Here is an 18,303-nt window from a genome sequence, read left to right as displayed (position 1 = left end):
GTGTACGCAGCGCTGTGGCGGCTCCTGCCCGGGCCGTGGTGGGTCCGGCTCCTGATCGTCCTCGTCCTCGTCGCGGCGGTCCTGGTGGCGCTCGATGAGTGGGTGTTCCCCTGGGTGCAGTCGCTCGTGCTCGACCGGAACGTGACCGTCGGCTCGTGACCGCCGGCGCGGCCCCGCGGATCCTGGTCGTCGACCACCACGACAGCTTCGTCTTCACGCTCGTCTCGTATCTCCGCGAGCTCGGTGCCGAGGTCGACGTGGTCGAGGGCGACGACCTCGGGACCACGGCGCTCCTGGCTCGCGCCGAGGAGGCGGACGGGGTCCTGGTCTCTCCCGGGCCGGGCCGTCCTGAGGACGTCCCCGCGTCGACGGCGCTCGTGCAGCGGGCGGAGGCGACCGGGCGGCCGCTGCTCGGAGTCTGCCTCGGCCACCAGGTGCTCGCCCATGCTCTCGGCGCCCGCGTCGCGGAGGCGCCGGAGCTGCTGCACGGCCGGACGTCCGCGGTCCTCCACGACGGAGATCCGCTCTTCGACGGCCTGCTCTCCGGATTCGCCGCGATGCGGTACCACTCGCTCGCGGTCGACGGCGAGAGCCTTCCCGAGGAGCTGCGGGTGACGGCGCGGACACCGGAGGGGGTGGTCATGGCCGTCCGGCACCGGAGTGCTCCGCTCGTGGGCGTGCAGTTCCATCCGGAGTCGGTCCTCACCGAGGGCGGGCGGCGGCTTCTCGAGAACTGGCTGCGCGAGGTGACGTCGATCGGGTCGTCCGTATCGGCCGACGACACGCCCGGACTCTCGATCTCGGCTCGATGAGGCGGATTTCGCCGGGCTTATCGGGCTGCTTATCGAATCGAGAGCGCTGAGAATGATCAGTGTCGGTCGTCCCCCGAACGGGGATGAAGCCCTGAGCGCGTTCTCACGCAGAAAACCGCCATGTGACGGCTAACTGGTCGTGCGCCGAGGAGTCCGCCCGGACAGGGTATGAGCGCGACCTTGTCCACCCCCTTGCGCACCCCCCGATCAGGTGGCGGGATTTGACGGGCTCCCGGCGGAGGATGCGGCCCCTTTTCCCTGCATAATCAGAGGGCGTCGACAGGGGGTCGGCGCCACAAGAGAAGTCCGGGGGGACCAGATGGTCGCATCGATCTCCTGGGCTTTCTCGGGAATCCGAGAACTAGAGAATCTCGGTCCGCGCATCGTCGTCAAACCCGGCACCGTTCCGAGCATCACCGGTTCGGGATTCGGCACCGCCGATCTGAGCGTCGTGCTGATGACGGTCTCGCCGCTGCGCGTCCTCCGCGGGACGTGGCCGGCCGACGACACATCCTTCCTCACCTTCAGCTTCCTCATCGACGGCTTCGTGCGCATGGTCGCCCCGGACCGAACGGTGCTGCTGCGTCCGGGCTCGATCTCGTACCAGCAGGGGACGACGACGTTCACGACCGAGTCGACGACTCCGGCCACGATCCTCCACCTCTCGCTGCGCGCCGACGAGATGCGCCGCTACGGCTTCGACACGTCGGCCCCGGTCTACGCGCTCGATCCCGACGCCCGGTCCACCCGCGCCGCATACGCCTTCACGACCGCCTTCGCCCTCGCGGCGGAGTCCGGGACGGGGCTGCCCGGCGAGGGCGAGGTCACCGGCTTCGCCCACGTGGTCAAGCAGCTCCTCACCAGCGCGTTCCTCGCGGCGGCGAGCTCGCAGCCCGGCACCACGAGCGTGCGCGCCGCCACGCTCGGGCGCGCGCGCACGGTCATCGACCGAACGCACCGCACGCCGCGCTGCACCCCGGAGGCGGTGGCCGACGCGGTCAACGTGTCCACCCGCTCCCTCCAGCGGCTCTTCGAGGACGCGGGCACCACGGTCGCGAGCGAGATCGAGCGCTCCCGGGTCGCCAGCGCCGTGGAGCTCCTGCGCCGCCGCCCGCGGGAGGTCCCGCTCGAGGCGATCGCCGCCGCGTCCGGATTCTCCTCGGCGGACCACCTCCGCCGTGCGCTCAAGCGCCGCGAGGGGCTCACCCCGAGCGACATCCGCGGCAGGATCGCACGCCCCGCCGATGGATCGGCAGCCGGCGAGGTCGTGCGGCTCCAGCCCCCGCTCGCCGACGCACGCCGGGCGTAGCCGTTCACCTCGGGGCTGTCGGCCTCGCGGAGCATCGACCCGACGAGCAACGTCCGGACGAGCCCTTCTCGGCGCGCAGAGCAGCGGCCCGGCCTCCACCGGGCACCGTCGGCCGACGCCGCAGCCGCAGCGGGCTGCAGGCCGGGTCAGCCCGCGCAGTAGCCGAGCTGGACGGTCGATCCCTGCGGGACGTCGCCCGGAGCCAGGGACTGGGTCGTGATGGGCGGGTTCGCCCGGGTCGCGTCGCAGGTCTCGTCCGGGACCTCGACCCCCACGAGCTGCAGCTTCTCGGAGGCGAGGGTGGCCAGCGCGCTGCTGAGGGATGTCCCGACGAGGTCGGGGAGCGTGACCTGGCCGGAGGAGACCGTGAGGTCGACCGGCGTGCCCGGGGCGACCTGCTGGCCCGCTCCGGGAGAGGCGGCGAGTACGACGTCGCCCGGGACGGTCGGCGAGTTCTCGCGGGTCTGGGAGCCCTCGACGAAGCCGACGGCGGTGAGCGCGTCGATGGCCTCGGCGAGGCTCTGCCCGACGGTGTCCGGCACGGCGACGGGCTGCGGGCCCTGGGACACGACGATGCGGATGACCGTCTCGGGTGCGACGATCGTGCCCGAGCCCGGATCCGTGCGGATCACCTCGCCCTCGGGGACGGTCGAGCTGTACTCCGCGACCTGGCTCGGCACGAGGTCGAGCTCGGTCAGGGTCGACTGGGCGCTGTCGTAGGTGGTCTCGGTGAGGGTGGGGACCTCGCGCGACTGCGACGGGAGGGTCGACGCGGGCTGGAGCGTCAGCACCCAGATCACGAGTGCGGCGACGATCACGGCCAGCACGACGATCGAGGACCAGATCCAGAGGACCGGCGGGCGGCGCTGGGTGCGGACGATCGAGTTGTCCTCGGCCAGCTGGCGGAGGGCGAGCTCGGAGTCGTTGACTCCACCCTGGCTGCGGGCCGCGAAGAGCGAGGTGGTCAGCTCGTCGATCGGGCGGTGGTCGGGGAGGCGTCCGGCGGCGGCGTCGCGCAGGTCGTCGCGGAACTCCGCAGCTCCCTGGAAGCGCTCGTAGCGGTCCTTGGAGAGTGCTCGGGCGACGACCGCGTCGAGCGCCGGCGTGACGGCCGGGTTGATGGAGCTCGGCGCCGGCGGCGTCTCGCTGACGTGCTGGTAGGCGACGGCCACCGGGGTGTCGCCGCGGAAGGGCGCACGGCCGGTGAGGAGCTCGAAGAGCACGATGCCGGCGGAGTAGAGGTCGCTGCGGGCGTCGACCTGCTCGCCCTTCGCCTGCTCGGGGGAGAAGTAGGCCGCGGTGCCGAGGATCGCCGTGGTCTGAGCGACCGTGGCGGCGGAGTCGGAGACGGCGCGGGCGATCCCGAAGTCCATCACCTTCACCTGGCCCGACGGGGTCAACATGATGTTGCCGGGCTTGATGTCGCGGTGGACGACGCCTGCGCGGTGCGAGTACTCGAGGGCGGTGAGGATGCCCTCCGTGATGCGGACGGCCTCGTCCACGTCGAGGGGGCCCTCGGCGATCAGGTCCTTGAGGAGGCGGCCCTCGATGTGCTCCATGACGATGAAGGGCCGGCGCGACTCGGCGCCGTTGTCGTCGAGCGAGACCTCCTCGCCCGCATCGAAGACCCGGACGATCGTGGGGTGCGACATGCGCGATGCGGACTGCGCCTCCTGGCGGAACCGCAGGCGGAAGGCGGAGTCGGAGGAGAGGGAGAGCTTCAGCTCCTTGATGGCGACGGTGCGGCCGAGCCGGGTGTCGGTGCCGAGGTACACCTCGGACATCCCGCCGCGGCCGAGCCGGGGCCCGACCTGGTACCGTCCCGCGATCAGGCGACCCTCATCCGTCACGCGCACGCTCCCGCCCTGTACTTCCGTGTGGTGCGGCCCCGAGGAGCCACGGCAAGTGTACCTATGGGCCCCTGGTGTTCCGGGCGGGGGCGCGACGCGACGGCCGCGAGGCGCCGGGCCGGAGCGGTGCCCCGGCCCGGCGCGCCGCCGCTACTCGGAGGGGGTGGGCGTCGAGGTGGCCTTCGAGGTGGGGGTCGGCGCCGGGGTCGGAGCCGGCTCCTCGACGGTGACGGAGAGGGTGGGCGAGGCCGCCGACTCCGACTCGCCGCAGAGCACGGTGTACGTGACGTCGATCGTGCCCGCCGTGGTGCCGGCCTGGATCGTCGCGGTCGTCGAGTTCGACGGGTTGGTGCTCGTCACGCTCGCGCCCTCGCCGGTCGCGGTCACCCGGTAACCGCTCACGGAGGTTCCGCTCGGGCACTGGTTGTAGTTGCTCCAGGTGACGTTGAACGTCGCGCCCGCCTCGACGCTGGAGGCGGCGGGGGTGACGGTCGGCACGGCGGTTGGTGCGTCCGGGGTCGCGACCTCGGTGAAGACGGAGACCTCGATGGTCGTGCCCTTCACCACGTTCGCGGTGGGGTTCACGTCCTCGACGAGTCCGACCTGCTCGGCGGTGGGGGCGCTCGGGCCGTCCGCGCGTCGGACGCCCATGCCCAGGGCCTCGAGCTCGGTCTCGACGTCGTCGAAGGAGCGCCCGACGTAGTCGGCCTTGTCGATGACCACCGTGTTCGAGGTCGGTGTCGGCGTGGGGCTCGGAGTCTCGGACGGCGTCGGCGACGGGGCCGTGCTGGTCGGCGCGGTGGGGGAGGCAGCCGGGTCGCTGCTCCCGCCGGTCGTCAGGGCGAAGATCGTGCCCGCGATGACGACGGCGAGGATCACGATGAGGGCGATCAGCGGCCAGGTCCAGGGGCTGCGCCTGCGCGGCTCCTCGACCGGCTCGAGCGGCTCCTCGATCGGCACGAACGGAGCGGCGGCCGCGGCCGCGGGCGCGCCGGAGGGCAGCACCGTGGTCGCCTGCGTCGCGCCCTGGTTGGAGGGGAGGACCGTGGTCGCCTGCGTCGCGGGAAGGTCGCTGAGGACCGCGGGGACGGCCAGCGCCGCTCCGCGCACGTCGCCCGAGCGCAGCGCCTGGGCCGCCCGCGCGAGGTGCGCGGCGGTGGCGGGGCGGTCGGCCGGCTTCTTGGCGATGCAGGAGTAGACGAGGTTGCGCACCGGCTCCGCGACCGTGACCGGCAGCTCCGGCGGGGTGTCGTTGATCTGCGCCATCGCGATGGCGACCTGCGACTCGCCCGTGAAGGGGCGGCGCCCGGCCAGGCACTCGTACGCGACGATGCCCAGCGAGTAGATGTCGGTGGCGGGGGAGGCGGGCTGGCCGCTCGCCTGCTCCGGGGACAGGTACTGGACCGTGCCCATGACCTGCCCGGTCGCCGTCAGCGGGACCTGGTCGGCGATGCGCGCGATGCCGAAGTCGGTGATCTTGACGCGGCCGTCCGGCGTGATGAGCAGGTTGCCCGGCTTCACATCGCGGTGCACGAGGCCCGCGGCGTGCGCGGCGTGCAGGGCGAGCGCGGTCTGCGCGACGATGTCGAGGACCTTGTCGGTCGAGAGTACGCGCTCGCGCTCGAGGACGGTCGAGAGCGCCTCGCCGGGGACGAGCTCCATGACCAGGTAGGCCGAGCCGTCCTCCTCGCCGTAGTCGTAGACGTTGGCGATGCCCTCGTGGTTGACCAGCGCCGCGTGGCGGGCCTCGGCGCGGAAGCGCTCGAGGAAGCCGGGGTCGCCGAGGTACTCGTCCTTCAGGATCTTGATCGCGATGGTGCGGCCGATGACCAGATCGGTCGCCTGCCACACCTCTCCCATGCCGCCGATGGCGATCCGGGACTGCAGCTCGTAGCGTCCCCCGAAGGTGAGGCCTGTCGTGGGTCTCATTTGTTCAGCACCGCCTCTAGTACCTGTTGTCCGATGGGTGCGGCGATCAGGTTGCCGTACCCGGTCTGGCCGAGCCCTCCACCGTTCTCCACGAGCACGGTGATGGCGTACTGCGGGTCGTCCGCAGGCGCGAAGCCGGTGAACCAGAGGGTGTACGGGTCGTCCCCGCCGTTCTCGGCGGTACCGGTCTTACCGGCCACAGTGACGCCCCCTATTGTTGCATTCGTCGCCGCGCCGCCCTGGACGCTGGCGACCATCATCGCCTCGACGGCGTCCGCGGTCTGCGTGCTCACCGCCCGGCCGAGCGACTTCTCCTGGAACTGCTGCAGCACGCTGAGGTCCTGCGAGCGGATCGAGTCGACCAGGTTCGGCTGCATCACCTCGCCGCCGTTCGCGATCGCCGCGGAGACCATGGCGATCTGCAGCGGCGTCGCACGCACCTCGTACTGTCCGAAGGCGGTGAGGGCCGTCTGGGCGTCGTCCGTCTTCGTCGGGTACGTGCTCGCCTCGACCGACATCGGGATCTCGAGCTCGGTGTCGAAGCCGAACTTCTCGGCCTGCGAGCGGATCGCGTCCGCTCCCAGCTGCACGCCCATCTCGGCCATCGGGACGTTGCAGGAGAGCGAGACGGCGGTGGCCAGCGTGACCGTCTCTCCGGAGCCGCAGAGACCGCCTCCGGAGTTGATCACCTGCGACGAGGAGCCGGGCAGCGTGTACGACTCGACGTTGGGGAAGCTCGAGTCGGCGGTGAAGCGGCCGGACTCGAGGGCGGCCGAGGCCACGACGAGCTTGAAGACGGAGCCGGGCGGGTTGAGCGAGCCGCCGATGGCCCGGTTCACGAGGGGCTCGGAGGAGTCGTCGTTCAGCGCCCGGTAGGCGGCGAGGACGTCGTCGGTGTCGTGGGAGGCCAGCGCGGTGGGGTCGAAGGTGGGCTTCGAGACCATCGCGAGGATGCGGCCGGTGGCCGGCTCCGTCACGACGACGGCCCCCGTGTAGTCGCCGAGCGCGTCGAAGGCGGCCTGCTGGGCGACCGGGTCGATCGAGAGCTCGACCGACGCGCCCTTCGGGTCCTGGCCCGTGACGAGGTTGTTGATCTCGTCGAAGAACTGCGAGTTCGAGGTGCCCGAGAGGTAGTCGTTGAGCGTGCGCTCGATGCCGGTGGTGCCCTGGTTCAGGGTGAAGTAGCCGGTCACGGCGGAGTAGAGCGGGCCGTTCGCGTACTGCCGCTGGAACTTGTAGAGGTCGTCCGACGGCGTCGATGAGGCGATCGGCTGACCGCCGGCGAGGATCGCACCGCGCTCGGTCGAGAAGCTCTCGTAGAGGGTCCGCGTGTTGCGGCCGTCCTCGTCGAGGGAGTCGGCCTGGATCACCTGGATGGTGGTGGTGGAGAGGAAGAGGGCCACGAACATCGTCAGCACGACGAGGCTCACCCGTTTGAGTTCTCGGTTCATCGACGGATCACACCACCAGACGAGGCTGACTGCGGACTGTGTCGGACAGGCGCAGCAGCACCGCCACGATCATCCAGTTCGCCACGAGGGAGGAGCCGCCGGCGGCGAGGAACGGCGTGGTCAGGCCGGTCAGCGGGATGACACGGGTGACGCCTCCGATGACGATGAAGCACTGCAGGGCGATCACGAACGAGAGGCCGACTCCCAGGAGGCGCCCGAAGTCGTCCTGCCCGGCGAAGCCGATGCGGAACCCGCGCGAGACCAGCAGGAGGTAGAGGCCGAAGATCGCGAAGAGCCCGGCGAGGCCCAGCTCCTCGCCGAGGCTGGCGATGATGTAGTCGGACTGCGGGACCGGCGTGAGATCCGGCATCCCCTGGCCGAGGCCCGTGCCGAGCAGCCCGCCGTGCGCGAGGCCGAAGAGGCCCTGCACGAGCTGGTAGCTGCCGCCCGGATCCGCCCCGTAGCGCTCGGCGCTGAAGGGCTCGAGCCAGTTGGCGAAGCGGTTGCCCACGTAGTCGAGCGTCTGGCTCGCCAGCAGCGCGCCGCCGAGGAACAGGCCGACGCCGATGAGGACCCAGCTGGTGCGCCCGGTCGCGACGTAGAGCATGACCAGGAACAGGCCGAAGTAGAGCAGAGCCGTCCCCAGGTCGCGCTGGAAGACGATGACGCCCATCGTGACCGCCCAGACCACCAGGATCGGGCCGAGGTCGCGCAGGCGCGGGAAGCGCATCCCGAGGACGGTGCGGCCCACCATCGAGAGGGAGTCGCGGTTGCGCACGAGGTAGCCGGCGAAGAAGACCGCGAGGGCGATCTTGGCGATCTCGCCGGGCTGGAAGCTCGCCACGTCGCCGATCCCGATCCAGACGCGCGCGCCGCTGACCTCGCGGCCGATGAAGGGCAGGAGCGGCAGCAGGAGCAGCACGATCGCCGCGAACCCGGCGACGTAGGTGTAGCGGAACAGCACGCGGTGGTTGCGGATGACCAGCAGCACCACGATCGCCGCGACGACGGCCAGGGCGCTCCAGAAGATCTGCCGCACCGCCACCGACTCCCAGCCGGTCGCGCCGTCGGCGATGTCGATCCGGTAGATCTCGGCGACGCCCAGGCCGTTCAGCACGGTGGCGATCGGGAGGAGGAAGGGGTCGGCCGCCGGGGCTGCGAAGCGCAGCACGACGTGCACGGCGAGCACGAGCGCCGAGAGGCCGGCGCCCAGCGAGACCAGCGTGGTGTCGATCGAGCCGAGGGCGCCGAGCTGCACGAGCACGATCGCGCCGGCATCGATGAGGCATGCGCCGATCAGGAGCAGGAGCTCGAGATTGCGCAGCTTCTGGCGGAAGAAGCCCTGCCGCTCGGGGGCGGGGCGGGCGGTGGCCGTGGCGGCGTCCGTCATGGTGCTCCGTTCGCGTCCGTGAGGCGCTCGACGATGTCGACTGCGCCGGCGTAGGAGTCGGCGCTGATCGTCTGCTCCAGCTGCTCGACGTCGTAGGCGCGGAGGGAGTCGAGCGGGATGCCCGTGTCCTCCTTCACCTCCGAGAGCGAGAGCGGGCCGACCGACTGCTGGATGCCCTGGTAGATGATCACGGTGTCCCCGTCGGTGCCGACGTAGAAGCGCGACTGCGTCCAGTCGTAGGCGAAGAGGATCCCGAGGAATCCGATGATGAGCACGAGGGACAGGCCGACGAGCCAGGTGATGCGGCGGCGCAGGTGCCGGCGGCGGTCCTCCTCGATCAGCTCGTCGAGGTAGTCCTCGGACGCGGGCTCGAAGTGGGTGGGGCCCTGCGCGGCGGGAGCCCGGGTGTGCAGGCGGAGGCCGGGGATCCGGACGCGGTTCTGCGAGTCGTCGGTGCTGAAGGGCGTGGGCGCGGCGGCCGATCCGACGACCACCGGCTCCTCCACGGGGGCGAGGATGCGCGCGGTGTCGCCCGCGCCGGGGATGTCGAGGACGACGACGGTGACGTTGTCCGGGGCGCCGTGCGAGAGGCTGTCGCGGATCAGGCGGTCGGCCACCTGCTGGGCGGTCTCGTCGCGGCTGAGCTCCTTGAGGATCTCGTCGTGCGGGACGACGCCGGAGAGGCCGTCGGAGCAGATCAGCCAGCGGTCGTGCGGCTCGGTCTCGAGCGTGAGCGTGTCGATCTCGGGGTTGGTGTGCACGTCGCCGAGGACCCGCATCAGGACGGAGCGGCGCGGATGCGTCATCGCCTCCTCCTCCGTGATGCGGCCGGAGTCCACGAGGCGCTGCACGAAGGTGTGGTCCGTCGTGACCTGCTCGAGCCGGCCGTCGCGGAGGACGTAGATGCGGGAGTCGCCGATGTGCGCGATCGCCACCGACTCGCCGACGCGGGCGATCGCGCTGACGGTGGTGCCCATGCCGGTGAGCTCGGGGTGGTCGACCACGGCGTCGGCCAGCAGGGTGTTGGCCGCCAGCAGGGTGCGCTTGAGCTCGTCCTCGGCCTCGTAGGTGGAGGCGTAGACGCGGTCCGCCTCCGCGATGCGCTTGATCGCGATGGAGGAGGCGACGTCGCCGCCCGCGTGACCGCCCATGCCGTCGGCGACGACGAAGAGCTGCCGGCCCGCGTAGCCGGAGTCCTGGTTGTTGGAGCGGATCCTGCCGACGTGCGAGACGGCGGCGCTCTCGCGCACCGCGCCGTGGCCGGAGCCGCTCTCCGGAGTGGGGGCCACGCGCTACGACCGCCGCAGTTCGAAGGTGGTGGTGCCGACCTTCACGGGCGTGTCCAGCGGCACCTTGGTGGGCGCGCCGACGCGGCGGCCGTCGAGGAAGGTGCCGTTGGTGGAGTCGAGGTCCTGGATCATCCACTCGTCGTTCCAGAGGAGAAGGCGCGCGTGGTGGGTCGAGGTGTAGTCGTCGCGGATGACCAGCGTCGACTCCGCGGAGCGGCCGATCGTCAGCGGGTCGCCGGTCAGCTCGAGCTCGGTGCCCCGCTTGGGGCCCGAGGTGATCACGAGGCGCTGCGCCGTGTGGACCGTGGCGGCGCCTCCCTGCTCGGCGCGCTCGGCGGCGGCCTCGCGGCTCCTCCGGGCCGAGGGGGCCGACGGGGAGGCGGGCTGCGCGGGCGCGGGAGCCGGGGCGGCCGCGGCGACCACGGGCTGGGCCGCCGTCACGAACGGGGCCTCGGGGGACGCGGCCTGCGCGCCGGGCGGCAGCTTGCGCACGCGCTGCCCGAACAGGTCGGAGCGCAGCGCGTAGACGATGCCGAACACGAAGAACCACAGCAGCGCGAGGAACGCGATGCGCAGCAGGAAGAGAGTGAGCTCGCTCATAGCCGGTCGTCCCAGAATCCCTCGGAGCCGCGTCCGGCTGCCCTGCCGGACGACGGACGGTCGGTGCGTGCGGGCGCGGAGCCCTGCACGACGCGGTAGACGATCGAGGTGCGCCCGATCGTGATGGTCTGCTCGGGGGCCAGGGGCGCCTGCGTGACGGGCCGGCCGTCGAGCTTGGAGCCGTTCGTGGACCCGAGGTCGTGCACCTGGGCACGGGAGCCGTCCCAGAGGATCTCGACGTGCTTGCGGGAGGTGCCCGAGTCGTCGACGGTGATGTCGGCGTCGCTGCCGCGGCCGATGACGGTGCGCGCCTTCGTGATCGGGTGGCGCCGGCCGTCGATGTCGAGGACGGGCGTGTAGGCGACGGTGCCCTTCACGCTGCGGGAGTCGACCTCGACCATGCCGTCGCTGAGCGCCGGATCGACGGCGAGGGAGATGTCGATCGGGCCGGGGAAGCGGAAGCCCTGCTTGGTGGCGTGCTCGGTGGCGACCGTGGTGAGCTCGTCGATCAGCGTGGCGCCGAGGCGCTGCATCCGGTCGAGGTCGGTCGCGGACATCCGCAGGACCAGGCTGTTGGGGACGAGGATGCGGTCTCGGCTGACCACGGCGGCGGAGGTGTCGAGCTCCCGGCGGAGGGCGGAGGCGAGCTCGACCGGCTGCAGACCCGACTTGAAGGTCCGCGCGAACGCGCCGTTGACGACGCGCTCGAGTCCCTTCTCGAAGTTGTCCAGTATGCCCACAGTCTTCCGATCTTCCGGTTCTTCGCCTTCTCGGCGGTCGCGCACGGATCGAGATGTCTGCGCGCCCGTCGCCGCTTCCTCTTCTTGGTCTGCGCCGCGCACGGCTACGGGCATGTTACTGGGATGGTCTGGATGCGCGATCCTCCGCAGTGGTTTCGCGGCAGGAGTGCCGTGTGCGCGCTCTCACCGGGGCGGCTCGGCGGCGGCTCCCGGGGGAGCGGCGGCCCGGGACGGTGAGCGCCGGTTCGGCTCGGGGGCCGGGGGATGCTACGATTTCTCGTCGGCGCTTCGGTGCCGCTGGTGAGCGCGAGTGGCGGAATAGGCAGACGCGCACGGTTCAGGTCCGTGTGCCCGAAAGGGCGTGGGGGTTCAACTCCCCCCTCGCGCACCAGAGTTCACGAGAACCGGAGTTCGAGAGAACCGGGTTCGAGAGAACCAGAGGAGAAGCCCCCGATCGGATGTCCGGTCGGGGGCTTCTCCCGTTCCCGTGTGCGGTGCGCCGCGGGGCGGGCTCCTGTCGTGTCGTTCTCGCGGACGGCGTCCCGCGGAGGCGCGGTGTTCACCGGGAGGTCGGCGGGAGGTCGTCCGGCGCGGGCACGCTCGCGGGGTGATCGCCCTCCGTGCCGACGTGTCCGCCCTCGATCCGCGGGCGCTGCCCGAGCTGCTCCGACGCCTCCGCCGGCACCGGAGCGTGCAGGTGGGGGAGCGCCAGTGGATCGCGGTGCTGCCCGGATCGGGCCCGGTGCTGCTGACCTCCGGCGACCGGCCCGTGCTCGAGCTGCTGATCGAGCGGCGCGCGCTGCTCCCCGTGGTGATCGACGCGCTCGAGGCGGAGCTGCGCAGCGGCGGCTTCCGCGAGCGGATCGCGCTGCGCTGGAGCACGCCGGACACGGTGCCCGTGCCGCTGCGCTGACGAGCCGCGGTCAGCGGCGGGTGAGCTCCACGACGGGGATGGTGCGGGTGGTGCGCTTCTCGTAGTCGAGGAAGCCGGCGGAGGCGGTGGTGAAGCGTGCCCAGCCGGCGTCGCGCTCCTCCCTGGCGAGGACGCGGGCCCGGACGTCGACGGTGCCGTCGTCGGGGGTCTCGATCGCCAGGTCCGGGTGGGCGATCATGTTGTGGAACCAGGCGGGGTGCTTCGGCGCACCGGCGGCGGACGCGGCGAGCAGCCAGACGTCGTCGGAGGGGTGCAGCGCCATCAGCGGAGTCACGCGCTCCTGACCGGAGCGGGCGCCGCGGTGGTGCACCAGCACGAGGCTCCTCCCGAAGCCGCCCGTGGTCACGGTCCCGCCGTTCGCGCGGAACTCCTCGATGATGGTGTCGTTCCAGTCGGCCATGCTCGTCCTCCTCGACGCGGTGCCGGCACTCGAGTGCCGGGGTCAGGCGCGGGCGCCCAGGGCGTCCTCGCGGCTGCTGCTCCCACCCGGCGGCTGCGCGCCCCCGGTGACGGCGGCAGGATCCGCCAGCGCCCGCCGCCAGGGTAGCTCCGCGGCGCCGACGAGTTCCAGCCTCGAGCGCAGGGCCGCGCGCTCGATCCGCACGCCGCGCGCGAGGTCGCTCAGGGCGCGGGCCGAGACGCGGGCGGCGAGGCGCTCGCGGTCGACGGTGAGCAGCGAGCCGAGGAAGCCGCCGAGCACGACCGCGGTGGGGTTGAAGAGGTTGATGTAGGTGGACAGGCCCTCCGAGAGCAGGTCGACCTGGCGGGCGACCTCGCCCAGGACGGCGGGGTCGCGGGAGGTGCCCAGGGCGATGTCGAGCTCGTCCTGGTCGAGGACGCGGGCGCCGAGGACGTCGAGGAGGGAGCGCATCCGGACCTCGGCCTCCAGGCAGCCGCGCCGGCCGCAGCCGCAGAGGCGGCCGTTCGTGGCGACGAGGGTGTGGCCCAGCTCGGCCGCGAACCCCGAGGAGCCCTGGAGCGGGACGCCGCCGATGATGACTCCTCCGCCGATGCCGCCCGCGCCGCCGGTGACGTAGACCACGTCGGCCACGCCGTGCGCGGCTCCGAAGAGGGACTCGCCGATGGCGCCGAGGGTCGCGTCGTTGCCGACGGCGACCGGGAGGTCGAGGGCGCGGCTGAGCTGGGTGGCGAGGTCGACGTCGCGCCAGCCCAGGTGCGGGGCGCGGTGGACGAAGCCGGAGTCGGCCTGGACGAGGCCGGGGACGGCGACGCCCGCGCCGACCAGCGTGCGCAGCGACTCCCGCTCGGAGCGGAAGCCCTCGACGATGCCGGTGACGACGCGGACCACCGTGGCCGGGCTCGCGGGCTTGGGGGTGTCGAAGCGGACGCGGCGCAGCAGCTCGCCGTGCAGCCCGACCAGGCCGACGATGATCGCATCGGTGTCGAGGTGGACGCCCACGGCCGCGAACCGGTCGCCGGGGACGACGGTGGCGCTGGGGCGGCCGATGCGGCCGTCGGGCGCGGTGGTCTCCTCCGCGACCCAGCCGAGCTCGCTCAGCTCGCCGACGAGGTTCGCGACGGCGGAGCGGTTGAGCCCGGTGAGGCGGCCGAGCTCGGCGCGGCTGGTGGGACCGGAGCGGTGCACCAGGGTCGCGAGGCTCGCGAGGTTCGTGCGGCGCAGCAGCGCGTTGCTGGAGGCTCCGACTGCTCCTGCCATGATCGCCTGCCTGTCGCTGGACCCCGACGGGTCTCGGATGCACTCGGGCGCGGCTCCCCCGAGGAGAAGCCGCGCCCGAGAACTGTAGAAGAGAAGGACGAGGAGCGCCGCTGGGCGGCGCCCGGCGTTCGCCTAGCGGCCGCCGGCGCGGCGCTTGTTGAAGATGTCGAACGCCACCGCGAGCAGGAGCACGAAGCCCTTGATCGCCATCTGCCAGGCCGCGTCGACCGAGAGGATGGAGAGGCCCATGTTGAGCACGCCCATCACGAGTCCGCCGATGACGGCTCCGACGACGGTGCCCACGCCTCCCTGGACGGCGGCGCCGCCGATGAAGACCGCGGCGATCGCGTCCAGCTCGTAGTTCTGTCCGGCCGAGGCGACCGCACCGCCGGCGCGGGCGGTGCTGACGATGCCCGCGACTCCGGCCAGTGCGCCCATGTTGACGAAGATGAAGAAGTTGACCCACTTCGTCTTGACGCCGGACATCATCGCGGCGAACAGGTTGCCGCCCATCGCGTAGATGTGGCGGCCGAAGACCGTCCGGCCGAGCACGAAGCTGTAGGCGAGGATCAGCACGGCGAGCACGATCAGGATGATCGGGGTTCCGCTGTAGCCGGCGAGCAGCCAGGAGAGGGCCATGATCGCGATGACGGCGATGGCCGACTTCGCGACCAGCGAGCCGATGGGCTCGCGGGGCAGCTCGAGACGGCGGAGGGTCGCGCGGCTGCGGAGCTGCTGGGCCACGAGGACGACGCAGACGATCAGGCCGAGGACCAGGGTGAGCGCGTCGCGGCCGGCGATGCCGCCGAGGACGCCCGGCAGCCAGCCGGCGCCGATCGCGGTGAACTCGGTGGGGAGGCCATTGATCGTTCCGCCGGTGAGGAGGACGAGGGTGAAGCCGCGGAAGATCAGCATGCCAGCGAGGGTCACGATGAATGCCGGTATGCCGACGAAGGCGACCCAGAAGCCCTGCCATGCTCCGACGGCGGCGCCGGTGACGAGGGCGACGACGACGGCCGCCCACCAGGGCAGGCCCCAGTTGTTCATCGCGATCGCCGAGATGGCGCCGACCATCGCCACGACCGAGCCGACCGAGAGGTCGATGTGGCCGGCGATGATGACCATCACCATGCCGATCGCGAGGATCAGCACATAGGCGTTCTGCTGGATCAGGTTGTTGACGTTGCCGGGCAGGAGCAGGCGCCCGCCGGTCAGCACCTGGAAGAGCAGGATGATGATGGCCAGCGCGGCGAGGATGCCGTACTGCCGGAGGTTGATGTTCAGCCGGCGCGAGCGCTTGGGCGGGGTGGAGGGCGTGTTGGCGGGCGTGTCCGCCGGCGCTGTGGTGGTCGTGGCGCTCATCGGGCCTGTTCCTTTCCGGCGGTCATGTAGTGCATGAGGTGCTCCTGGGTGGCATCGGCGCGATCGATCTCGCCCGTGATCCGTCCCTCGGAGATGGTGTAGATGCGGTCGGCGAGGCCGATCAGCTCGGGCAGCTCGGACGAGATGACGACGACCGCCTTGCCCTGGGCCGCGAGCTCGTTGATGATCCCGTAGATCTCGTACTTGGCTCCCACGTCGATGCCGCGGGTGGGCTCGTCGAGGATCAGCACGTCGGGACCGGAGAAGATCCACTTCGAGAGGACGACCTTCTGCTGGTTGCCGCCGGAGAGCTTCCCCGTGACGGCCGAGACGGTCGGCGCCTTGATGTTCATCTTCGATCGGTACGAGTCGGCGACCTTGTACTCGCGGTGCTTGTCGATCACGCCGAGCCGGGCCAGGCGCGAGAGCGCGGCGGCCGAGACGTTGACGGTGATGTCGCCGATGAGGTTGAGCCCGTAGCGCTTGCGGTCCTCGGTCGCGTAGGCGAGGCCGTTGCGGATCGCCTCGTCGACGGTGCGGGTCTGGATCTCCTTGCCGTCCTTGTAGACGCGGCCGGAGATGCCGGTGCCGTAGCTCCTCCCGAAGATGCTCATCGCGAGCTCGGTGCGTCCGGCGCCCATCAGGCCCGCGAAGCCGACGATCTCGCCGGCGCGGACGGTGAAGGAGGCGTCGTCGACGACCACGCGATTGATGTCGACGGGGTGGTGGACCGTCCAGTTCTCGACGCGCAGCTTCTCCTCGCCGATCTGCGGGTCGCGCGGCGGGAACATGCTGTTGAGGTCGCGGCCGACCATCGCGCGGATGATCCGGCTCTCGGACGCCTCCTCGCCGGCCATCGGGAAGCTCTCGATGGTGCGACCGTCGCGGATGATCGTGACGGTGTCCGCGATGGCGCGGATCTCCTTCAGCTTGTGGCTGATGATGATGCAGGTGATGCCCTGCTTGCGGAGCTGGTCGATCAGGCCGAGCAGGTGGTCGCTGTCCTCGTCGTTGAGGGCGGCGGTGGGCTCGTCGAGGATGAGGAGCTTCACCTCCTTGGCGAGGGCCTTGGCGATCTCGACGAGCTGCTGCTTGCCGACGCCCAGCTCGAGGATCTTGGTCGCGGGGCTCTCGGCGAGGCCGACGCGGGCGAGCAGCTTGGCCGCCTCCGCGTTGGTCGCGTTCCAGTTGATGACGCCGAGGGTCGACTTCTCGTTGCCGAGGAAGATGTTCTCGGCGATGGAGAGGTAGGGGCTGAGGGCGAGCTCCTGGTGGATGATCACGATGCCGTCGGCCTCGCTGTCGTTGATCGCCCGGTACTGCGCCTCCTCGCCCTCGAACTCGATGGTGCCCTCGAAGCTGCCGTACGGGTACACGCCGGAGAGGACTTTCATCAGGGTCGACTTGCCGGCGCCGTTCTCGCCGCAGATGGCGTGGACCTCGCCGGGCTGGACCGAGAGCGAGACGCCGTCGAGGGCGCGGACGCCGCCGCCGAACTCCTTGACGATGTCGCGCATGATGAGGATGGGACTGGCCAACAGGGCCTCACTTCGTTGGGGGGGGAGTGGTGTGCGGACGGGGAGGCGGGGGCGGGGAGGATCGCTCCTCCCCGCCCCCGCCCGACGGATCAGAGTCCGACGTCGCCGGCCTTGAGGAAGCCGGAGTCGACGAGGACCGACTGCACGTCGTCCTTCGTGACGACCTGCGGCTCCAGCAGGTAGGACGGGACGACCTTCTCGCCGTTGTCGTAGGTCTCGGTGTCGTTGACCTCGGGCTCCTCGCCCGCGACGATCGACTGCACCATCTGGAAGACGCGGTCGCCGAGGGTGCGGGTGTCCTTCCAGACCGTCATGGACTGCTCGTCGGCGAGGATCGCCTTGACGTTGGCCTTGTCGGCGTCCTGGCCGGTGATGACCGGGTAGTCGGCGCCGGGGGTGTAGCCGGCCGACTTCAGCGAGGCCTCGATGCCGATGGCCAGGCTGTCGTTGGGGGAGAGCACGACGTCGACCTTCTGGCCGCCGGTGTAGAAGGACGAGAGGCGGTTGTCCATCTCGGACTGCGCCTTGTCGGAGGCCCAGCCCTGGATGCCGATCGAGGCCCAGTCGTCGTCCGACGCGGGCGACTTGCCCGAGGGGACGGTGAGCTTGCCGCTCTCGATGTAGGGCTGCAGGACGTCCCACGCGCCGGAGAAGAAGAACTTCGCGTTGTTGTCGTCGGGGCTGCCGGCGAAGGGCTCGAGGGTGAAGGGACCCGCGGCGTTCTTCAGGTCGAGGGTCGACTCGATGTACTGGCCCTGGAGCTGGCCGACCTTGTAGTTGTCGAAGGTCGCGTAGTAGTCGACGTCCGCGGTGCCGTTGATGAGACGGTCGTAGGCGATGACGGTGGCGTTCTGCTTCTTCGCCTCGGCGAGGACGGGCGCGAGGGCCTCGCCGTCGATCGCGGCGATGACCAGGATCTTGGAGCCGCCGGCGATCTGGTTCTGGATCTGCGAGATCTGCTGATCGGTCTTGTTGTCCGCGTACTGGAGGTCGACGGTGCAGCCGTCGCCCTCGAGCTGCGACTGGAGGCCTTCGCCGTCGTTGATCCAGCGCTCGAGGCTGCGCGTGGGCATCGAGATGCCGACGGTGCAGTCGCCTTCCGCGCCGGCGCCGGCAGCGGCGCCTCCGGAGTTGGCGGGGCTCGCGGAACAGGCCGCGAGGCCGAGGGAGATGATGCCGGCGGCGGCCAGCGTGGTGATGCCGCGGGAGAACTTCATGGAGTGCATTCCTCTCTGAAAGCAGTGTCCGAGGGAGAGGACGACAAGAGGCGTGCACGTGTGGCGCACGTCGTCGTGTCGTCGCCCGGGAGGGCGGGAGAGCCCCGAGGGGCTTTGTCCACGGAGAGAACATATTCTTTCGATCGGGGGGAGTAAAGCGCGGGCGGCGAATTTGTCCAGGCGATGCCGAAATGTGATCTTCGG

The 18,303-nt window shown here is 71.1% G+C and carries 16 protein-coding genes and 1 tRNA gene; 5 read left to right on the top strand and 12 right to left on the bottom strand.

Features of this window, described 5'->3' with window-relative positions; genetic code table 11:
• The 3 genes from C5C46_RS16765 to C5C46_RS04395 all read left to right on the top strand — a co-directional run bounded on the left by C5C46_RS16765 (window position 1) and on the right by C5C46_RS04395 (window position 2,121).
• Window positions 1-159 (top strand): hypothetical protein, encoded by a 159-nt coding sequence (locus tag C5C46_RS16765; RefSeq protein WP_167299010.1) that lies wholly within the window; start codon window positions 1-3, stop codon window positions 157-159.
• Window positions 156-812 (top strand): aminodeoxychorismate/anthranilate synthase component II, encoded by a 657-nt coding sequence (locus tag C5C46_RS04400; protein ID WP_104225781.1) that lies wholly within the window; start codon window positions 156-158, stop codon window positions 810-812. Before C5C46_RS16765 ends, C5C46_RS04400 begins: the two co-directional genes overlap by 4 nt.
• Before the next feature lie 319 nt (window positions 813-1,131).
• A complete protein-coding gene (locus C5C46_RS04395) occupies window positions 1,132-2,121 on the top strand; it encodes a helix-turn-helix domain-containing protein (protein WP_104222664.1) in 990 nt (329 codons plus the stop codon).
• A 146-nt stretch (window positions 2,122-2,267) separates the two neighbouring features.
• Here C5C46_RS04395 and pknB read toward each other — a convergent pair whose 3' ends face one another.
• The 7 genes from pknB to C5C46_RS04360 all read right to left on the bottom strand — a co-directional run bounded on the left by pknB (window position 2,268) and on the right by C5C46_RS04360 (window position 11,370).
• Entirely contained in the window at window positions 2,268-3,971 is a 1,704-nt protein-coding gene (gene pknB / locus C5C46_RS04390) for a Stk1 family PASTA domain-containing Ser/Thr kinase (protein WP_104225780.1), read from the bottom strand.
• Between the two features lie 150 nt (window positions 3,972-4,121).
• Window positions 4,122-5,900: a protein kinase gene (locus C5C46_RS04385; protein WP_104225779.1), complete on the bottom strand. Its 1,779-nt coding sequence runs from the start codon at window positions 5,898-5,900 to the stop codon at window positions 4,122-4,124.
• Window positions 5,897-7,351 carry a penicillin-binding protein 2 gene (locus C5C46_RS04380; protein WP_104225778.1) on the bottom strand — a complete coding sequence of 485 codons (1,455 nt, stop codon included), beginning with the start codon at window positions 7,349-7,351 and terminating at the stop codon, window positions 5,897-5,899. Before C5C46_RS04380 ends, C5C46_RS04385 begins: the two co-directional genes overlap by 4 nt.
• 7 nt (window positions 7,352-7,358) lie before the next feature.
• Window positions 7,359-8,741, bottom strand: a complete 1,383-nt coding sequence (locus C5C46_RS04375) for an FtsW/RodA/SpoVE family cell cycle protein (protein WP_104225777.1) — start codon at window positions 8,739-8,741, stop codon at window positions 7,359-7,361.
• A complete protein-coding gene (locus C5C46_RS04370) occupies window positions 8,738-10,030 on the bottom strand; it encodes a Stp1/IreP family PP2C-type Ser/Thr phosphatase (protein WP_244229533.1) in 1,293 nt (430 codons plus the stop codon). Before C5C46_RS04370 ends, C5C46_RS04375 begins: the two co-directional genes overlap by 4 nt.
• Window positions 10,031-10,033: 3 nt before the next feature.
• A complete protein-coding gene (locus C5C46_RS04365; RefSeq protein ID WP_104225776.1) occupies window positions 10,034-10,630 on the bottom strand; it encodes an FHA domain-containing protein in 597 nt (198 codons plus the stop codon).
• The gene (locus tag C5C46_RS04360) at window positions 10,627-11,370 is read right to left on the bottom strand and encodes a DUF3662 and FHA domain-containing protein (RefSeq protein ID WP_104225775.1); all 744 of its coding nucleotides are present in this window, start codon (window positions 11,368-11,370) and stop codon (window positions 10,627-10,629) included. The genes C5C46_RS04365 and C5C46_RS04360 overlap by 4 nt, the downstream gene beginning before the upstream one ends.
• A gap of 304 nt (window positions 11,371-11,674) precedes the next feature.
• On the opposite strand from C5C46_RS04360, the gene C5C46_RS04355 reads away from it, so the two are divergent.
• Together C5C46_RS04355 and C5C46_RS04350 are read left to right on the top strand one after the other, a co-directional pair.
• A tRNA-Leu gene (locus tag C5C46_RS04355) sits at window positions 11,675-11,761 on the top strand.
• Between the two features lie 216 nt (window positions 11,762-11,977).
• On the top strand, window positions 11,978-12,283 hold the full coding sequence (locus tag C5C46_RS04350) for a hypothetical protein (RefSeq protein WP_104225774.1): 306 nt from the start codon (window positions 11,978-11,980) through the stop codon (window positions 12,281-12,283).
• A gap of 10 nt (window positions 12,284-12,293) precedes the next feature.
• On the opposite strand, the gene C5C46_RS04345 is transcribed toward C5C46_RS04350, so the two are convergent.
• The 5 genes from C5C46_RS04345 to chvE all read right to left on the bottom strand — a co-directional run bounded on the left by C5C46_RS04345 (window position 12,294) and on the right by chvE (window position 18,099).
• Window positions 12,294-12,704: a nitroreductase/quinone reductase family protein gene (locus tag C5C46_RS04345; protein WP_104225773.1), complete on the bottom strand. Its 411-nt coding sequence runs from the start codon at window positions 12,702-12,704 to the stop codon at window positions 12,294-12,296.
• A 42-nt stretch (window positions 12,705-12,746) separates the two neighbouring features.
• Window positions 12,747-13,982, bottom strand: coding sequence for an ROK family transcriptional regulator (locus C5C46_RS04340; protein ID WP_104222655.1), 1,236 nt, complete (start codon window positions 13,980-13,982; stop codon window positions 12,747-12,749).
• Between the two features lie 132 nt (window positions 13,983-14,114).
• On the bottom strand, window positions 14,115-15,344 hold the full coding sequence (gene mmsB / locus C5C46_RS04335; protein WP_104222654.1) for a multiple monosaccharide ABC transporter permease: 1,230 nt from the start codon (window positions 15,342-15,344) through the stop codon (window positions 14,115-14,117).
• Window positions 15,341-16,861: a multiple monosaccharide ABC transporter ATP-binding protein gene (gene mmsA, locus C5C46_RS04330; protein ID WP_104225772.1), complete on the bottom strand. Its 1,521-nt coding sequence runs from the start codon at window positions 16,859-16,861 to the stop codon at window positions 15,341-15,343. Before mmsA ends, mmsB begins: the two co-directional genes overlap by 4 nt.
• Before the next feature lie 110 nt (window positions 16,862-16,971).
• Window positions 16,972-18,099 carry a multiple monosaccharide ABC transporter substrate-binding protein gene (gene chvE / locus C5C46_RS04325; RefSeq protein WP_374952918.1) on the bottom strand — a complete coding sequence of 376 codons (1,128 nt, stop codon included), beginning with the start codon at window positions 18,097-18,099 and terminating at the stop codon, window positions 16,972-16,974.
• Window positions 18,100-18,303: the final 204 nt, after the last annotated feature.

This window comes from Rathayibacter sp. AY1E6, from assembly GCF_002931115.1.
Taxonomy (GTDB): domain Bacteria; phylum Actinomycetota; class Actinomycetes; order Actinomycetales; family Microbacteriaceae; genus Rathayibacter.
Note: the sequence above shows the minus strand (reverse complement) of the source record. Positions and strands in the feature narration are given on the sequence as shown.